Origin of the sequence: Termitidicoccus mucosus (genome assembly GCF_038725785.1) — a bacterium.
In the GTDB taxonomy this organism is placed as follows: Bacteria; Verrucomicrobiota; Verrucomicrobiia; order Opitutales; family Opitutaceae; genus Termitidicoccus; species Termitidicoccus mucosus.
The window spans coordinates 835,720-853,294 of sequence record NZ_CP109796.1 but is presented as its reverse complement, the minus strand read 5'-3'; the positions used below and the strand labels follow the sequence as shown (position 1 = coordinate 853,294).

At 63.6% G+C, this 17,575-nt stretch carries 11 protein-coding genes; 4 read left to right on the top strand and 7 right to left on the bottom strand.

Features of this window, described 5'->3' with window-relative positions; all coding sequences use genetic code 11:
- Positions 1 to 44: 44 nt before the first annotated feature.
- From OH491_RS02970 to OH491_RS02955, 4 genes are all read right to left on the bottom strand, one after another.
- The gene (locus OH491_RS02970) at positions 45 to 932 is read right to left on the bottom strand and encodes an ATP-binding cassette domain-containing protein (protein ID WP_068769395.1); all 888 of its coding nucleotides are present in this window, start codon (positions 930 to 932) and stop codon (positions 45 to 47) included.
- Between the two features lie 63 nt (positions 933 to 995).
- Complete coding sequence (locus OH491_RS02965) at positions 996 to 1,196, bottom strand: hypothetical protein (RefSeq protein WP_068769396.1); 201 nt, start codon at positions 1,194 to 1,196, stop codon at positions 996 to 998.
- A 5-nt stretch (positions 1,197 to 1,201) separates the two neighbouring features.
- A complete protein-coding gene (locus tag OH491_RS02960) occupies positions 1,202 to 1,822 on the bottom strand; it encodes a PepSY-associated TM helix domain-containing protein (protein ID WP_084441953.1) in 621 nt (206 codons plus the stop codon).
- Between the two features lie 78 nt (positions 1,823 to 1,900).
- The gene (locus OH491_RS02955) at positions 1,901 to 2,494 is read right to left on the bottom strand and encodes a hypothetical protein (protein WP_068769397.1); all 594 of its coding nucleotides are present in this window, start codon (positions 2,492 to 2,494) and stop codon (positions 1,901 to 1,903) included.
- Positions 2,495 to 2,683: 189 nt separating this feature from the next.
- Between OH491_RS02955 and OH491_RS02950 the strand changes: the two genes are divergently transcribed.
- Together OH491_RS02950 and hisH are read left to right on the top strand one after the other, a co-directional pair.
- On the top strand, positions 2,684 to 3,523 hold the full coding sequence (locus OH491_RS02950) for an energy transducer TonB (protein ID WP_068769398.1): 840 nt from the start codon (positions 2,684 to 2,686) through the stop codon (positions 3,521 to 3,523).
- 258 nt (positions 3,524 to 3,781) lie between these two features.
- Positions 3,782 to 4,426 (top strand): imidazole glycerol phosphate synthase subunit HisH, encoded by a 645-nt coding sequence (gene hisH, locus OH491_RS02945; protein WP_068769399.1) that lies wholly within the window; start codon positions 3,782 to 3,784, stop codon positions 4,424 to 4,426.
- Between the two features lie 222 nt (positions 4,427 to 4,648).
- Here hisH and OH491_RS02940 read toward each other — a convergent pair whose 3' ends face one another.
- The 3 genes from OH491_RS02940 to OH491_RS02930 form a co-directional block, all read right to left on the bottom strand.
- Positions 4,649 to 7,624, bottom strand: coding sequence for a glycosyl hydrolase (locus tag OH491_RS02940; RefSeq protein WP_334319150.1), 2,976 nt, complete (start codon positions 7,622 to 7,624; stop codon positions 4,649 to 4,651).
- 103 nt (positions 7,625 to 7,727) lie between these two features.
- Complete coding sequence (locus OH491_RS02935) at positions 7,728 to 9,683, bottom strand: sodium:solute symporter family protein (RefSeq protein ID WP_068769401.1); 1,956 nt, start codon at positions 9,681 to 9,683, stop codon at positions 7,728 to 7,730.
- A gap of 145 nt (positions 9,684 to 9,828) precedes the next feature.
- Positions 9,829 to 13,329, bottom strand: a complete 3,501-nt coding sequence (locus OH491_RS02930) for a hypothetical protein (RefSeq protein ID WP_145928640.1) — start codon at positions 13,327 to 13,329, stop codon at positions 9,829 to 9,831.
- An 88-nt stretch (positions 13,330 to 13,417) separates the two neighbouring features.
- Between OH491_RS02930 and OH491_RS02925 the strand changes: the two genes are divergently transcribed.
- On the top strand, positions 13,418 to 14,503 hold the full coding sequence (locus OH491_RS02925; protein WP_334319151.1) for a LacI family DNA-binding transcriptional regulator: 1,086 nt from the start codon (positions 13,418 to 13,420) through the stop codon (positions 14,501 to 14,503).
- A gap of 282 nt (positions 14,504 to 14,785) precedes the next feature.
- Complete coding sequence (locus tag OH491_RS02920; RefSeq protein ID WP_084441957.1) at positions 14,786 to 16,975, top strand: beta-galactosidase; 2,190 nt, start codon at positions 14,786 to 14,788, stop codon at positions 16,973 to 16,975.
- Positions 16,976 to 17,575 lie beyond the last annotated feature (600 nt).

The window sequence follows — 17,575 nt, the reverse complement described above, 5'->3', positions numbered from 1 at the left end:
GAAGAAAGAGAAAGAGGAAAGAAGAAAGATGAGACGGGCATGGGTTAATATTTTCCGGTCAGGGCGATAAAGGTGTCCTCGAGCGTGATGGGCTCGGGGCGGAGGTCGGGGGCGGGGATGCCTCGGGCGGCGAGTTCGTCGCGGGCGGCGCGCTCGTCGAGAAAACCATACAGGGCCGAGTGCTTTTCGCCGCGCTCGACATGGATGTGGCGCGCGTCGTCATGGGCGTCGGCGACAGCGGGCGTGGTGGCGAAGGCGTATTTGCGAAAGCCGTTGCGGAAGCGGTCCGCCTCCATGTCGAGCAGCACGCGGCCCCGCTGGTAGATGACGCAGTCGTCGATGAGGTTTTCGAGGTCCTGAATGATGTGCGAGGTGAGCAGGATGCTGCGTTTGCCGTCGTCGGCGTAGTCGCGGATGACTTCGATGAAGAGGCGGCGGTAGCCGGGATCGAGCCCCATGGAGTAGTCGTCGAAGATGATGAGGTCGGGATTTTGCGCGAGGATGAGGCCGAGGGCGACCTGGGAGCGCTGGCCGCAGGACATGGTGGCGATGCGCTGGCGCGGCGTGATGTCGAGTTTCGACATGAGGTGATAATAGATGGCCGGCGTCCAGTTGGGATAGAAGCGCGAGTAGAAACGCTCGATCTGGCGGATGTTGAAGAAACCGTATTGGATGTGGCCCTCGATGAGGTAACCGATGCGGGCCTTGGTGCGCGGGGTGAGCTGATGCGAATCCTCGCCGAGGAGCAGGCAGCGGCCGGAGCGCGGGGTGAGGAAGGAATTGAGGATGTTGATGGTGGTGGTCTTGCCCGCGCCGTTGCGCCCGAGCAGGCCGCAGATGCGTCCGGGGCGCAGCATCCACGACACGTCCTGCAAGGCGGGCTTGTCGCCGTAGTAGTGCGTGAGATTGCGGCATTCGATGACGGGAGGCATGGGAGAAAGGGCTGAAGGGCTGGATTTATTTAACCACGGGGGGCACGGAGCCGGAGGGAGTGGTTAATTTTTCTTGGCGTCTTTTTTCGACAGAAAAGCCGCGAATGCCTCGGCGTCGGGCACGCGGGTTTCGAGGGCGACAATGTTTTTTATAAAATACACCGCCGCGTAAGGAATGAAGATTCCGCTGAGGAAGAGGAGCGCGAGAAGAAACGCGCTCCCATGCCATTCATAGCGGGTGATGGTGTCATGAGGTGTGTCCATTTTTGTCAGAGGTTTAGATAAACGATGATGCCCGGGACGATGATGCCGAGGGCGGTGAGCACGCCGCCGCGACGGGTGATGCCATGTTTTCCGCGCAGGAGGAAAAGGCCGGTAGTCGCGATCACGAGCAGCGCGACGGCGAAGGCGTCGGCGAACCAGAGCCACCAGCGTCCGGGGTTGAGGTGGAGCCGGTTGAAGGTGTGCAGCAGCGGGCGGCGGTGGAGCAGCTCGATGTCGAGCACGCGGGCCACCCGGTCGAGCGTGGCCGTGCCGTTTTCCAGGAAAACGCGCACGTGGCGGTCGTCGGGCGCGTAGTGTTTCTTGTAGCGGCCCTTCACGCCGGCCTCGGCGAGGAGTGCGGCGATGTCCGCCTTGGTGTAGTTTTTTTCGGATACGGCGGCGGCGTCCGCGCCGGAGCCGGGAGGGGGCAGGGTGAACTGGCGTCGTTCGACCCGGTAGTTGGGATTCCAGTCGGCGCGGTGATTCACGGCGAGGCCGGAAATGGCATACACGACGGTCATGCCGAAAAAAAGATAACCGAGGTCGCGGTGCAGGAAGCGAAACCACATGCGCCAGCGCACGGGTTGCGCCGGCGCGACGGCGGGATTTTTTGCGTTGGGATTCAACTTTGCCGACAGCGAATTGCGGGGCCCGACCTCTGTCTCGTGTCAGGCCGCGTGGTCGCAAATAACGGGGTGGCGGCTTTATTCGGCCCTGGCCCACTTTTCTCCCTCGATGGAGACAAAGGAGAGATAGCCCTTGGAGGATTTGGCGAGCATTTCGCGTTGTTTGGCGATTTGCGCGAGTTGGTTTTCCCTGGCCTTGGCGGCTTTTTCAGGATCGGCGGCGGCGGCCTTTTTGTCGGGGCAGTTGGCGCAGTCGGCGCCGCCGTGCGCGTGGTCATGCGCGGCGGGCGGCGGGTTTTTGATCGCGGCTTCCTGCGCGTCGAGGTCGGCGGCGGTGACACGGCGTTCGCGGAAAATGCCCGTGACGCGCAGCGTGTCGCCTTGGAGTTCGGTGGTGAACTTGTCCATTTTGGCGCCTTGGCTGACGAGGAGCTTTTGCTTGGAGGCGCCATCGGCGTCGGTGAGTTGCGCCTTGCAGCCCATGTGCGGACAGACCCAGACGGCCATGCCTTCGACGGTCACTTCCTTGCCGACATGGGTATCGATCGCGGAGAGGAGCTGGGAAACGGTGACAGGCTTGGCTGCGTCATCAGCGCGGAGCGCGGGCGCGAGAATGAGAAGCGATAGCAAGGCGGCAGAGGTCGCGCGCAGGAGGCAATGATTTTGTTTCATTTTGATAGATAACGGCAACTGGACTTTATTGACCACAGGTAAAAAATTGTGTGGCCAAGCAGGCTCAAGCGTGAGCTACTGGGAGTCAATCTCATTCGCGGTGAAATATTGTCAAAACTTCCGTCGTTGTTAATGTTGCGATCTTCGAGCAAGGCACTGGTTGTCGATTCACTGGCTGTGCATGGTGCCATGCGCAATGCCAGTGCGGCGCGCGTAGAGTCCGGGTCCGGGGAAGGGGAGGAGGGCGGCTGGCGCGAGAGAGCGGGCGTGAAGTTTGTCCGCAAACTGGCGCGGCAGTATGCGGTGCCGGTCGTGCTGGCGGCGGGGTTGCATGCAGCGGTTTTGTTCATGCCGGGCGAAGGCTGGCGCTTCGGTTCCGGCGGCGCCGAGGATGCGGAGGCGATGCAATTGTCCACGGTCGGCTTGTCGGGCGACGCCTGGCTCGATGCCGCGAGCGGCGGCGCGCAGGGCGGCGAACGCGGCGAGTCGTCGGACGGCGAAGCCGGGGCGCCACCGGATGCGGACGCGCTCGCGGCGGCGGCGGATGAGGCGCTGGCGGAGGTGCGGACGGCGATGACGAGCGTGGACGCGTCGGCTTTCATACTCGTGCCGGTCAACGGCGGCGCGGGCGTGACGGGCGCGGGGTTCGGTGTCAGCGCCGGGGATCTCGGCACACCAGCCTGGCGCGGCGGCAGCGCGGGCTACGGCGGCTCGGGCGCGTTCACGGGAAATCCCGGGGCGTTGCGCGGCGGATCGCGCCTGGGTGGAGCGGCGTCGGCGGCGTTCATGCCCGACCCGCTTTACCCGGAGCTGGCGCGGCGGGAGCGGCGGGAAGGCGTGGTCGAGCTTGCCGTTGGCGTGGGGGCGCACGGGCGGGCGGATTGGGTGAGCGTGGCGCACTCGTCGGGGCACGCCGATCTGGACGAGGCGGCGCGGAATGTCGTGTCGCGCCAATGGCGTTTCCATCGCGGCGGCCAGGCGGCGCGCGAGTGCGTGGTGCGGATCATCTTCAGCCTCGACCGGGGGTGAGCGGACGACAGGCGGCAGCCCGTGGCGCAGGCGTCCGTGCCTGCCGTCACCCAGAGGTCGTGCGAAGCGCTGCACTTTTTCAAGGGAAAGAAAAATCAGCGGCGCTTCGCGCCTTCGTTTTCGACGGCAGGCAAGATGCCTGCGCTACGGCGCGCTGCCGCGCGTGCTTTCCGCGACAGACATCTCCTTGGCGCGCTCCGTATGTTTTTGATTTCTGGGTTTGCCAGCCGCGGGCGGGCGTGCGCTTTTGGGAGACGCGTGAAGACAGAATCGCCAATCATCGCCACCATCGACAACGGGATTTGCAACCTGCGGAGCGTCACCAAGGCGCTTGAGGCCGTGGGCGCAACGCCGCGCGTGGTGCGCGCGCCGGCCGAGATCGGAAGCGATGCCGCCGGGCTCGTGCTGCCGGGCGTGGGCGCGTTGGGCGATTGCGTGGCGTCGCTGCGCGCCTCGGGGCTGGCCGACACGGTGCGCGGCTGGATCGGCGAGGGGCGGCCGTTTCTCGGGATATGCCTCGGCATGCAGGCGTTGTTTGACTTTTCCGAGGAAGGCGATGTCACCGGGCTCGGCGTGTTTCCCGGGCGGGTGGAGCTTTTTCGACGCCCGCCGGAATACAAAATTCCGCACATGGGCTGGAACGCGATCCGCTTCCGGCAGCCGTCATCGCCGCTGGCCGAGGGACTGAAGACGGAGGGCGAGGCGTTTTATTTCGTGCACAGCTATCACTGCGTGCCGGAGGATGCGTCGCTGGTGCTGGCGGAGTGCGATTACGGCGGCGCCTTCACGGCGGCCATCGCGCGCGGCCAGTGTTTCGCGACGCAATTTCACCCGGAAAAAAGCCAGTCGCGCGGACTGCAACTGTATCGGAATTTCGTCAATGTGACACGCGCGCAGGGATAGCCCGCGCATCAAGACATTTTGGTCCTTTCGGGATCTTAGCGACCCCTGTCTTTTTGGAGGGACGGCCTCCGTGCCGTCAGGTTTAGGTAGGGCGAGGCGTCCCGCTGAGCCGTTGGCGCTCGCGGCTCGGCGGGACGCCTCGCCCTACCTGAAATATAAAGTTCGTTCGGAAATGGTATTACAATGGGCCCGGAAAATGCGGCAAATTGAATGGAGCTTTCCCTAAAACTGGCTTTGGAAGGCCGCCTTTTTTCGGAATTGCAGTTTCACCTCGCTCAATAAACCGGCATCGAGCAGAGCGGATTTTTCATTGAAATAATTCCAGGAAGAGAACGCCGCCCTTTGTTTTGACGGACGCGGATTTCCCGCGATCAGCCATTCGGGGAAAACCCGCAGCGCCCGTCCTTCCGCATCCACGGGAGGACCCCATTCGCAATCATCCGGGTGGTTGTTGTCACCGATCAACCGGTTGGCCCAGGTGTTGGTCACGGAAACGGCGATTTCATTCTCGCCGGGTTTTATAAATTCGGTGATGTCCACCTCGAACGGAGCGTGCCAGAGCGTCGCGACCGGTTTCCCGTTGATCGAGACCGAGGCCAGTTCCTTGACAACGCCCAGATCAAGGGAAACGGACAGGTCGCCCCCCGCGATGGCGTCAGGCGCGCGAAACCGGTTTGAATAGGTGGCGGTTCCAGCAAAATACCGGATGCGTTCGTCGTTTGAAAGCGTCCACGATTCAAGCTTTTCAAATTTGGCAGGGAAGGGGCTCCCGACCGGGGGCTTGAATTCAACCTGCCACGCTCCGCCGATGACAATATCGACAGGCACGGTGTCGATGGCGGCATGCAGCTTTTTGCCTTTGGTGGTCTGCAATGCAAATTCGCCCGGTCGTCCGGATTTCACGATCCAGTTTCCCGCCGTGTTTGTTTCTATGGCAAATGTGTCGTCGGGCGACCGGGCGGTGACCGCGGTGACAAAATCGTCCTGCGCAATCGGATTCCGGAAGACAACAAACAGCGCCTGGTTGGGTTTCAGGTGCAGGGACACGTCGGCGCCATTGCCGGTCGGACTCCAGACAGCAAGAGGGGCAATGTCCCCGGTCTCGGGATCCCAGGTTTCCGGCGTCTTGTTTTGGGCCCTCAAGGCGACTCTTATATGCCTGGCCGTCGCTTCCGTGTTGGCGAAATAAAAAATATCCGCGTCACCGGCGCGGCGGTGCAGCCAGCAGATGGAGTCATCGCCGCCGCCGTGGAATATCACGCTGGACGCTATATTTAACTTCCGCAATGCGTCTTCAATGCCGCCGCCCCATAATACCCTGCCTTTCCCGTGGATGTTTTCCTGGATTCCCGTAGAAATATCCTTTCCCCAGATAAGATCGGTCAACTTTTTGAATTTCTCTTCATTGGCCGCGAGGTCCCTGTATCCTTTGGCCCTTGCCGGACGCGGGCCGAATACAATCGCTCCTTGGGTCACCAGTTTCTCGAGTTTTATCAAGGCGTCCAGCGAAAGCCCGCCCTCATGGGGCACCGCGAGCAGGGAATATGTCCTCCCGAAAGGGCTGACGATTTTGCCATTCCTCGTTTCGGTGTGATTGATCAAGGTTTTTTCCGAGATTATGTCCCCGCCCGGAATGTAAGCGTCCAGCGAGACGAAATCGCTGACCCGTTCCCCTTTTTGCAATAGATATTGCGACCGGCTCAGATAGGCGATCCAAGCCTTTCCCGGCTCGAACCAGGTCTGATTGCGGCCGAAATGCGTTCCCCATGGCCCCATGCTCATGCCCGGTTTTATATGATCGGGAAACGGCTGGTGGACCCAGTGGTGCAGGATCATCCGGTTGACGCCCTTGGAAAAGGCCACGTCGCCGCTGAACTTGAGCTGCGCGGGTGTCTCGGTCCAGCGGCTCTGCGTGCCGCCGCCGGTGAAGGCCTCCGCGCTCAACAGGTTTATGCCAAAGAAAGGAATGGCCGCGTTGACATGCCATTTGTCGATGTCGCTTTTCCTCATGCGGGTCCAGAACTCGGTCGTGGGCAGATCGGCCACGCGGGCGGCGTCAAAGGTGTTGAACGGGCGCGGGACGTTTACCGGCCCCGTGGCGTAGGGCTCGATCTGTATTTGCATGCCCAGTTCCCGGAGCATTTTTTTCGGGAGTTGATAGCTATACTCGACAAACATGTCCGATACGGCGGTCTTCAGGTCCCACTTGAACCCTTCCGTGGCCTCCTGGCTTTCGACGATGCGTCCCGCCAGGACGGGCAGCCACGGAATGATGTCGTAGCCTTTTCGGGCCAAAAATTCCGGCCTCATCCGGGCCGTCCAATTCTGGTCGCCGGCCTCATAACTGTCGAAGAGCATGTAATTGAGCGTGCTGCCGAGATATTGGCCGACATGCGCTTTCAGCGGAGCCAGAATATTCCGCATGTGAAAAGTCATTGCCTCGGCGCTCATCTTGTCCGCCTCCAGCGCGTCGATATTTTCGGGCGCCGAGGTCGGTTTCGCCCCGGTCGGGGTATGGCCGAAACGGTATATGGTATAGGAGCCTTTCGGAATTTCACATATTATCTTTCCATCGGCCTGCATCTTGCCGGAAATATCAATCATGTCCTTGGGCGCGGGCTCGCCGTCCGGCACCAGGAGCACGGCTATGTCGTTATAATAATTCAATTTGGCCGCGGGCTGGCTCAGGTAGCCAGTGAATCGCCTCGGACCCGAAATTTTGGTCTCCGACCAGACGACATGCTGCATGGCGTTTTCCGGTTGTATCCAGGGGCCGCCGCTGACCGACCAGCCTATGCAGTTGTGCATGCCCAGTTCCAGCCCGAGCCTTTTGGCCTCCGCCGCCGAGTGCCTCACCAGCTCCCACCATTTTTCATTAAAATAATCGATGCCCCGGGAATAAGTATTGGCCACGGGGGGGTATCGGTCGGTCGCGGTCGAGACGAGCTGGAAGAGCGTCGCGCCGGCCACGCCGGCGTCCCTCATGGACTCCAGGTCCTTTGTGATTCCCTCCTTGTCAACGTTGTATCCCACCCAGTGCCACCAGACATACGGTCCCGATGCTTTTTTCGGCGACCGGAAGTCCGCCGGATCAATGCCGCCCTCCACCGGCCCGTCCTTGCCGTGGCAATGCACGACCGCGAGGACAAGGGCACACAGGATGCTCAGTTTATATTTCAATCCAGATAGATAGGTCATGACAGGGTATGCGCCCATCTTCCGATGGCACACCCCGCCGCGGCAAACCCGTCCACGGTCAACCGTTGACATCAGGGAAATGCGAACGTTTGCCGGCACCCCGTCATTTTTTCGCGTCCACCGTTCCGTTGTCCTCCTCGTCGCGGCTGGCGGTGCGCAGGTGGGTGAAAAGTTTTTGCAGGTCGCGGCGTCCGCCGATGACAAACCACACCACCGTCGCCACCGCCGCGAGCATCGACACGAGCACGGTGAAGCCCCACCAGCCGCGCCACCACTCGATCCGGAGCCAACCCGCGACGCCCAGCACCGTGCCGATGACAAACGCGGCCGTGAAGACCGTCGTCCATCCGACCTTCAGGCCGATGGTCCAGCGGTCTTCGCGCGTGTAGATGTCGCGCGGTCTGGCGGTCGTGGAGGATTTTTCCGCGACCTTTTCCGCGGTTTCCGGGGCGCCGGCTTCACCCGTCCGTCCGAGCATGCGGTCGAGGTCGAAGCGTTTTCCGTGCGAGGTCACCAGCGAGACGACGATGAAGCCGGCGATCGAGGCCACGTAGGCGACCATCGCCAGCCACGCGCCGTTGAGCGGCATGCGGGGCGCGAGGCTCAGGAGGAACGGCACCGAGGGCCACACCGTTTGCAGGCCGACGCCGAGCAGGGCCACCACTGCGCCGGTGATCATCGCCGTCCATGCGCCCTGCACGGTGGCGCGGCGCCAGTAGAGTCCGCCGATGATGACCGCGCCGGAGCCGCCGAGATAAATCGTCCCGGTGATGAGAAAATACATAAAAATATGGTCGCGCATCGGGAAGAACAGGCTCCACAGATACGCGAAAAGCGCCACGCCCGCCGCCGCAAGGCGCAGGCAGCGCAACTGCTCCGCGGGCGTGAACGGTTTTTTGCGCAGCGGCAGCACGACATCCTGGATAAAAATGCTGCCCCAGGAATGGAGCTGGCTGGCGTCGGCCGCCGTGGAACCGCCGATAATCGAGGCGATGAACAATCCCAGCAACCCGGTGGGCAGGATCACCGCGAGCGTGACCGGCACGGTCATCTGGCTGCGGATTTGCGGGTCGCCGATTTCGCCGAGGCGCGACTGCACGAGCGCGCCCAGGTCGGTCAGCCCCGCGTGGTGCAGCACGGTGTAGGCGCAAATCGGGATCACCAGCGGCACGATATATAAAAAGCCGCGCCGCCACTCGCTGAGCACGCTCGCCATGCGGGCCTCGTGCGGCGAGGTCGCGGCGGCATTGAAGCCCTGTGCGTTTTGCCAGCCGAGGCAGTTATAAAAAGCCTTGAACGTGAAAATGAGGAAAAACCAGATATTAAAATCCGCGATGGCCTTCTGGTCGAACGGGTCCAGCAGCGAAGCCCCGGCGGGCGCGGCTGACACGCTTTCCATCATCACGGCCCAATCGAAGCGTTTCAGCAAATAAAGCGTGATCGCCACATACACGGCGATCATGAACATGCCCTGGAGAAAATTGGTCACGATGCACGTGATCATCCCGCCATAGAGCGTGATCAACAGCGGCACCAGCATCAGCGGCAGCATGACGAGCGCGCGCGTGTCCACGCCGAGGCCGAGGATGACGGTTTGCGCGGGCAGGTCGGCGAGCTGGATGAGCACGTTGGCGACGATGCCGGGAAACACGCCGTAGTTCAGCAGCCCCGACACGAACCCGAGCATGCCCGACATGATGCGGAAGCGCCGCGTGTAGCGCATCTCGAAGAACTGCGCGAGCGTGAGCGCCCGCGTCGCCCGGAAGCGATACACGACCCAGCCGCTCATGGCCACGATCAGGCCCACGGGCGCGAGCATGAACTCCCACCACATCGCGCCGAACCCGGCCTGGAAGAATTTCTCGAAATTGGCGACCATGGCCGTGACGCCAAACAGGCTCATGCCCTGGCCGACCGACACGAGGTAGCGCCCCGCGCAGCGGTCGGCGGCGAGAAAGTCCGCCACGCTGCGTGTATATTTTTTCAGATAGACGGCGCTGCCGAGAAACAGGCCGGCCACTCCGATGATGATAATCCAGTCGAGCAGGCCGATGTGCATGGCGGAAGAGGTGACTAAATTGATTCAACAGTCCTTTCCTCTTTATCTTTCTCTTTTCCGCGATGTGCCCAAAAGCGAGAAAGATAAAGATAAAGAGGAAAGAAGAAAGATTTCATATGCGTGGATGAGAGGTCTTTTCAGTCCTTCAGTTTTTCAGCCCTTCAGCCTTTTCCTTCGTGCCGGGAAGCTCGAACCACGGTGTCGCGGTCTCCGGCTGGCCGGACTCGGCAAGGTGAAGCCTCAGACGGATGTCGCGTGTCATGTCCACGCGCGGGATGGAAAATTCATACGGGAACGCATCGGCACGCGGGCCGCCACCGGCAGGAGCGTCGTCGCCGCCTTCGATCTCCAGCCGCGCGGTCGCCCCCGAGCCGGGCCGGCCGTCCAGCACGACATACACCGCGTCGTTGCCAAAGGGCGAGCGGATGCGGAACGCCCGCATTTCGCCCCACGTTTTCCCGAGGTCCGCCGAGACCGGCCTGGTTTCGAGCTTGGGAATGACCGGGGTCACTGTTTCCTCCGCCGCGTCAAACGTGAGCACGGCGAGCCCGCCGGGCGGAAGCGTGACGAGGCGGCGGCCGTCCTTCTTGAGCACGAGCTTGGTCTTTTTTTCCGGGTCGCAGGCGGTGCGAAGGTCCGGGCGGGCGCCGGGTGCAATCCCGAGCACGGCGGTGTCGAGTTCGATGCCCGCCGTGACCTCGCCGCGGGACTGGTTGAGCAGCACGAGGTGAAACTGGTTTTTCCCGCGCGCGCCGAAATAATCGACCAGCGGCGTGTCCACGCGGAATTTCGTCCGGTCCAGCCACAGGCGGCAGTCCTCGTCGTCGAAAACCCGTCCAGCGCGCCCGCCGTAAACGCGCGAGGTGAACCACACGTAGCCCTGCTGGCGCGCATAGGGGAAGCGCACCGCGCCCTTCGTGCGCACGTCGGCGTCGGTGACGAGATAGTCGAGCAGCATCGCCAGGTGCACCGGCACGTGGTGCCAGTAAAACGAAGTCAGGTCCGGCCCCGCGCGCGGATAGTCGGGCCGCTGCATCACGTCGATATAATCGGAGAGATAATAACCGGGATAATTTGCGCCGCGCCCGATGATGGCGTTGCGGGCGAACACGCGCCAGTAATCGTCGCCCGTCCCGCCGTAAAGGCGCAGCAGGCTCGGCGCCCAGACGGCGAGCTGGATGTTGCTCATCTTGTCCGACGCGCTGAAATACGTGATCGGCTGCTCCACGCCGAGGCCGGAGGGCGACACGACCCAGTCGGGAACGGTTTTTTCGGGAATCGCAAAGGAGACGCGCGCGCGGACGTGCGGCTTGATGCCCTCGGGCCAGCCCATGCGCCAGGTCTTGTCGCCCCGCCACCAGACGTGGTGCAGGCTGGTGTATTTGTTTTCAGGATACAACGTGAGCGTTCCCTTGCCCGGCGTCGGCGTCACCCACTGGCCGGCCACGGTCTGCCAGGCGCCGGACCGGGCCGCGTCGAGATAACGCGGCTCGCCGGTGAGCTGCCACAGGTCGAGCAGGTCCCACCAGTAGGGATAAAATGTGACATTGTAGAACGGCTGGATGCCGGCCGTTTTGCCCAGAGCGGGATTGTCCTCAAAGGCGCGCTTGATCCAGCCGTCCACATTGGCCTGCACGCGCTTGAGCAGGGCGGCATCCGGCTTTTGGCGGAGCAGCGCCAGCCAGCCCGACCAGTCGGTCTCGGCGCTGTTGTTGGCGGGCTTGAGCGGGCGCCCCTCGGCGGTGCGCATGTAGTCGAGCAGCCATGGATTCAGGCCGCCCGTGAGGTCGTCCGCGCCCTGCCAGACGGCGGAGCCGAAAAAAATGTTTTTGAAGTCGATGCGGGCGGTTCGTTTCGTGACGTAAAGATTGCCCTCCGCGCTCAGGGCGAAATGCGCGCTTGGGCGGCTGAGCAGATACTCCAGCGCGGGCAGCGCGCGGCGGTCGAAAAACGCCTCGTCGCGCGTGAGCCGGGCTGCCGTGAAATAGGCCAGGGGAGCGGCGTGCGTCACGGTGTTCGGGCTCTCGATGTTCGCCGGCCCCTTCAGCCGCGCATCCCAGCCCGAAGCCTCGTCGTCAGCCATCAGGTCGATGATGTTGAGCGCCTGCTCCGTGAGCGAGGCGGCGACCGGTTCGCGGTAGTCGGCGAGCCCGAAGATCTTCGTGTCGGCCGCGCGCATGACTTCCGCCCACGACTGCGGCGCGGCCACCGCCCACCAGGTCGCGCGCACTTTTTCGCCACGCTTCGCGTGCGAGTTGTCCCCGCCCAGGATGGGCGCGAAAATCCATCCCTGCGCATCGCCCGACGGGGCGACCAGGGCGAACCCGCAACGTGCGTTGTGCTTCGTCGGCCATTCGCGCGAGAGAAACTCTGGCGCGGCGACCACACCGAAGGTCACCCCGGCGGCGTCTCCTTTTGCGCGGCGCTCGACCAGTGCAAACGGATGCGAGGTCAGCGAGGACGTGATCATCTCCGCCGCGTCCGGCACCCGGCGGAATTGAAACAATGGCGGCAGTTGCACCGCGGCCACCTCGTCGCGGGGCACGGCGGCGCCGGAGGCAAACGCGAACGAATACCAGCCGTCCGCCTCCGTCTCATGCTCCACCTCCACGCGCGTGGCAAAGCCCTCCGTCGGCGCGTGCCAGAGGGCGCGGGCGGTTTTCGGCGCGCGCCCCGAAGCGGCTCCGGCGGGCAGAATCTCGCGGTATTCCACTTCGACCGCGTCCGCGCCGCCGACGGTTTTTATGCGCCGCGCCGCGACGGGCTCGAGTCTTGCCTGCTCTCCGGCGACAAACGGATCGCGCGGGTCCGCCGGGCGTGAAAGCACCCGCCCGCCCAGCCGCCACTCCGCCACCGCGTTCCCTTTCCATCCCGGAAAATATCCCTCGAACGACGCGGTGTTTTCCGCGCTTCCGATCACTATCAACGGCTCCACGCCCGCCTCGACCGTGACTGCCGGGCCGCCGGCTGTCTTGTGCGCGACCTCGCGCCATACGCGGGCCGAGCCGTCCTCTGCCCGCGCCGCACGAAACACCAGCGTGGCGCCGGGCGCGTCCAGCGCCGCCAGCGGGGGCGCTTCGCGGTCGGGGGCGGCGGGCTTCATCTCGCCACCGGGCGCGACGCGGCGCGGCTGCACGACGTCCACGCGGTATTTGTTCAGCGCATCCCGGCCCACGCTGTTCGGGTCCAGTCCGCCCGCAGTCAGCAGAACCGCATCGAGGCGCGCGTAGAACCGCGCGGAGTCCTCGATTTCCAGCAACCGCACTCCTGCCTCCAGCCGCGCCTCGCCCACGTGCTCCCAGTACCAGCCGTCCTTTCCATGCTGGCCCGACTCGCGGGCCGCGGGCCGCCCGTCGAGCTTGATGAGGCAGCGGCGGGTTCCGGGCTGGCTGGCGGGAAAATCCTGCGTGCGCGTCCAGATCTGGTAAACGCCGGGGCGCGTGATGTTGACGCCGGCGAAGGCGGTTCCCGGCATGTTGCTGGACTGGATGTGAATCCCGGTTTTTTGCCACGAGCCGAGCGCGACGAACGTCTCGGGTTCGACGAGCAGCGTGGCGTCGGAGTCGGACGCGCAAAGAGGCGCGGAGACAAACGCCGCGCAGGCAAGCAGGCAGGCGGCGAGCTTAGGGAAGGGTAGTTCCGGCATGATGCGCATCATAGGTTCGTAAACGTTTACGATGTCAATGCAAAAACTTGCCCTTCGCCGTCGCGCGCCTCATTTTGTCCGGAATTCCATGGCTGCAAAATCCAAAGCCCCCGTCCCGTCCGCCGCCTCCGCCCCGGTCGATATCAAGAGCCTCGCCCGCCTCGTCGGCGTGAGCATCGGCACCGTCTCGCGGGCGCTCAACAACCGCTACGGGGTGAACCCCGACACCCGCCGCCGCGTGCTGGAGGCGGCGCGCGCACACAATTTTCTGCCCAATGGCGCCGCCCGCCGGCTGCGCCACCGCCCCTCGCTTCAACTCGGGCTTTTTTTCGCCCCCTACTACGGGCCGAACCGCGAGATCAACCCCGCCGCGCTCAATCTCATCGAGGCCCTGCGCGCCAGCCTGGCGGAGCACGGCGCGGAATTGCGCGTGCTCTATTACAAGGACGACGAGGAACTGCGCGCCCAGGCCGAAGGCGTGGACGTGGGACTGTTTTACGGGCACTTCGAGGCGCCGGCGTTTGACGTCGCGCACGGGCTGGGCATCCCCGCCATCCTCTACGACAAGCGCTCGGCGCACGAGGACCAGGTGTCGCTCATGGCCGACACGAGCCGCAGTTGTGGCATGGCGGTGCAGTATCTCGCCGCGCTCGGCCATGAGCGCATCGCGATGGTCACGGGGCCCTCGGGCGAGCAGTATTTCCACAACTATCTGGAAACGTTCCCGGCGGCGATGGCGGAGTTCAACCTGCCCGTCCGCCCGGAGTGGGTTGTCGCGCTGGACGCCGCCGCCTGCAACAAGGACGGCGCGTGCGCCGCCGTGCTGCCGCTCCTCAAAAAACGAGTCCGTCCCTCGGCCGTTATTTTTGCCTCCGACTGGCTCGCCATCGGCGGGCGCAAGGCCGCGCGCGACGCCGGGCTCCGCGTGCCGGACGACATCAGCCTGATCGGCTACGACAACCTCGCGGTCACCTCCGAGCTGGACCCGCCGCTGACCACCTTCGACGTGCACATTCCCCGCGTGGTCGAGACCCTCACCCTGCTCGCCACGCAACTCGGCACGCGCAAGCTCCGGGCCGCGCGAGGCGCGTTGCGGAAGGAATATCTCATCATCCCCGATTTCGTGAAGCGCCGGTCCTGCCGCTGCCTGCGCCCCGCGCGGCCCGGCACGTAGCGCAGGCATCCTGCCTGCCAGCAGAACCGAAGGCGCGAAGCGCCGCTGACTCTCCTTTCAAAAAACAAATGCCGCGCTTCGCGCGATAATGGATCGACGGCAGGCAGGATGCCTGCGCCACGTGCCGGCGCGTCCGTGTCCGTCCCGCCACTCCACACCCGTGCGGGATCCCTTTCTTGCAAATATTGAGCTTGATTTTCGTAAACGTTTACGAAACCTTGCCGCCCTCCGGTTTGCATCCTTTCCTCGCGACCCATCGCAACCCCGGAACGCCTCCGCCTCATGAAAACAGCACCATCCTCGACTCATCCCGCACCTCGCATCCCGCACTCCGCATTCGCCCCGAAAAACGTATCCTTCGACCAGCGCGCACTGCTCATCGACGGCTGCCGCACGCTCATCCTCAGCGGCGCCATGCACTACCCGCGGAGCACGCCCGCCATGTGGCCGGCGCTCATGAAGCAGGCCCGCCGCGGCGGCCTCAACACCATCGAGACCTATGTGTTCTGGAACCACCACGAGCGCCGTCGCGGTGTCCTTGATTTTTCCGACCGTCTCGATCTTCCCCGCTTCTGCCGCCTCGCGCAGGAGCACGGCCTGCATGTGATCCTCCGCATCGGCCCCTATGTCTGCGCCGAGACCAACTACGGCGGCCTGCCCGCGTGGCTGCGCGAGCTTCCCGGCGTGCAGATGCGCACCGACAACGAGCCGTTCAAGCGCGAGATGGAGCGCTGGGTCCGCCTCGTCGCGGAAATCATCCGCCCGCTCTGCGCGCCCAACGGTGGTCCCATCATCCTCGCCCAGATTGAAAACGAATACGACAACATCGCCGCCACCTACGGCGACGAGGGCCGCGCCTACCTGCAATGGGCGGTCGATCTCGCCCGCTCGCTCAACCTCGGCATCCCGTGGGTCACCTGCGCGGCGGGGCGCGCCGCCGAGGCCGGGCCGAACGACGTCGCCAGCGCCGACGGCTCCCTCGAAACCATCAACACTTTTCGAGCCCACGAGGTGCTCGACGCGTTTTCCCAAAAACATCCCGGACTGCCCGCGCTCTGGACGGAAAACTGGGTCGGCTGGTATCAAACTTGGGGCGGTCTGCTGCCCAAGCGCCCGGCGGAGGAACTCGCCTATTCCACCGCCCGCTTTTTCGCCGCGGGCGGCGCGGGGGTGAACTACTATCTCTGGCACGGCGGCACCAATTTCGGGCGCGAGGGCATGTATCTTAATATAACCAGTTTCGAGTTCGGCGCCCCGCTTGACGAATACGGCCTGCCCACGACGAAATCCGCGCACCTCGCGAAACTCAATCACGCGCTTCTCGCCTGCGCCGACCGGATGCTCGCCTCCGAACGCCCGAGCATCGCGTCTGCCGGTCCCGCCCAGGTTGTCTGCGCCTACGAAGGCGGCGTCGCGTTTCTTTGCAACGACGACGAGCACGCCGCCGCGACGATCCGCCATGACGGCCGCGACCATGCGCTCGCGCCGCGCTCCGTGAAAATCATCGCGGAAAACGGACGTGTGCTCTTCGACTCCGCCACGCTCCCCCGCCCGGTGACGAGAGCATTCCGCACCGCGGCCCGTCTCGCACCGTTCCGCGTCTGGAGGGAACCGCTCCCGGAGGAGTGGCTCGCCGCGTTGCAGACGCCGCGGGTCTCGGCCAAGCCCGTCGAACAGCTCTCGCTCACGCGCGACGAGACCGATTACTGCTGGTATGAAACCACGCTCGCCGTCGCGAAATCCGAGGCCGGGGCGCCGCGCCGCCTGCAACTCGACGGCACTGCCGACATCGTGCACGTGTTCGTGGACGGAAAGCTCGCCGCGAGCACGCCAGGGCCGCTGCGCGAACGCCGCGGACTGTTGGACGGACTGGCTTTCAAGCAAAGCTTCGAACTCGCGCTGCCCGCCGGCAGTCACCGGCTGTCGCTGCTTTGTTGCGCGCTCGGCCTCATCAAGGGCGACTGGATGCTCGGCTACGCTAACATGGCGGAGGAGCGCAAAGGCTTGTGGGGGGCCGCCCGCTGGAATGGCCGCCCCTTGCGCGGCGCCTGGCGCATGCAGCCCGGACTGGCGGGCGAGCGCGCCCGGGTGTTTGACGCCCCGGGCTGCTTCGCGCCGTGGAAGCCGTTGAAAAAAACGGCCGCGCGCGTCGCGCCGCTTGCATGGCTCGAGACGACTTTCCCGCGCCCTTCGGCGCGCGGCCCGTTCGCGTTCGATCTGGGCGCGATGGGCAAGGGCATGGTCTGGCTCAACGGCCGCTGCCTCGGACGCCACTGGCTCATCCCGGAAAGCGACCCCATGGGGCCGTGGATGGACTGGATGAAGCGCAGCCTCGTCGGTGCGCCCAGCGGCGTGGCGACCCAGCGTTATTATCATATCCCGTCCGAATGGCTGCGCGACCAGAACCGCCTCGTGCTCTTCGAGGAACTCGGCGGCGAACCAGCGAAAATTCGTCTTGTCCGCCGGGTGTAGCCGGCCTGTTGAATGCGGTTTGGAACGTTTCAGATAATATCGTCGCCGGTTTATTCCGTTCGAAATATACCCGATTTCGCTGGGAATGCACACTATTGGGGCAATTTTCGTTTAGAGCATTTTTCGTTTATTCCGTCGCATATGGTTTTTGGAGGGACGGCCTCCGTGTCGTCCGCGCTCACCCAAACCGGACGGCACGGAGGCCGTCCCTCCGCCTTGTTTGCGATCAATTGAACGAAAAATGCCCTGAGTTACATTTCAGTGGCGGCAGGTTGAGGCCCGACGTTCAAATTGCCACTTCAAGAATGGGGTAGGGTGTATTTTGGAAGGTGTTGCCTTCCATAACCAGTCCGTCCGCACCCTCGTGCCTGAATGACAGCATGGCCAAGTCAACGGTAAACTCATAATCCATTTGCGGAATGCAGTTTTGTCGCAATCTTCCATCATTAACTTTTTGTCCGATTGTCTTCCGCAAAACGGATTCCCTGAATTCGTGACCACCCCGCCATCGCAAAGTCACCAATCGTCTTTGCAATGCATCGCAGATGCTCCGGCCATACGAAAAGGTGTCCGGGGGATGGCGATATTGCTGAGTGCGTC

What these genes read in the sequence shown, in the direction of transcription:
- OH491_RS02970 (WP_068769395.1), bottom strand. Translation starts at nt 932, where the DNA reads ATGCCTCCCGTCATCGAATGCCGCAATCTCACGCACTACTACGGCGAC.
- OH491_RS02965 (WP_068769396.1), bottom strand. Translation starts at nt 1,196, where the DNA reads ATGGACACACCTCATGACACCATCACCCGCTATGAATGGCATGGGAGC.
- OH491_RS02955 (WP_068769397.1), bottom strand. Translation starts at nt 2,494, where the DNA reads ATGAAACAAAATCATTGCCTCCTGCGCGCGACCTCTGCCGCCTTGCTA.
- OH491_RS02950 (WP_068769398.1), top strand. Translation starts at nt 2,684, where the DNA reads ATGCGCAATGCCAGTGCGGCGCGCGTAGAGTCCGGGTCCGGGGAAGGG.
- OH491_RS02940 (WP_334319150.1), bottom strand. Translation starts at nt 7,624, where the DNA reads ATGACCTATCTATCTGGATTGAAATATAAACTGAGCATCCTGTGTGCC.
- OH491_RS02935 (WP_068769401.1), bottom strand. Translation starts at nt 9,683, where the DNA reads ATGCACATCGGCCTGCTCGACTGGATTATCATCATCGGAGTGGCCGGC.
- OH491_RS02930 (WP_145928640.1), bottom strand. Translation starts at nt 13,329, where the DNA reads ATGCCGGAACTACCCTTCCCTAAGCTCGCCGCCTGCCTGCTTGCCTGC.
- OH491_RS02925 (WP_334319151.1), top strand. Translation starts at nt 13,418, where the DNA reads ATGGCTGCAAAATCCAAAGCCCCCGTCCCGTCCGCCGCCTCCGCCCCG.
- OH491_RS02920 (WP_084441957.1), top strand. Translation starts at nt 14,786, where the DNA reads ATGAAAACAGCACCATCCTCGACTCATCCCGCACCTCGCATCCCGCAC.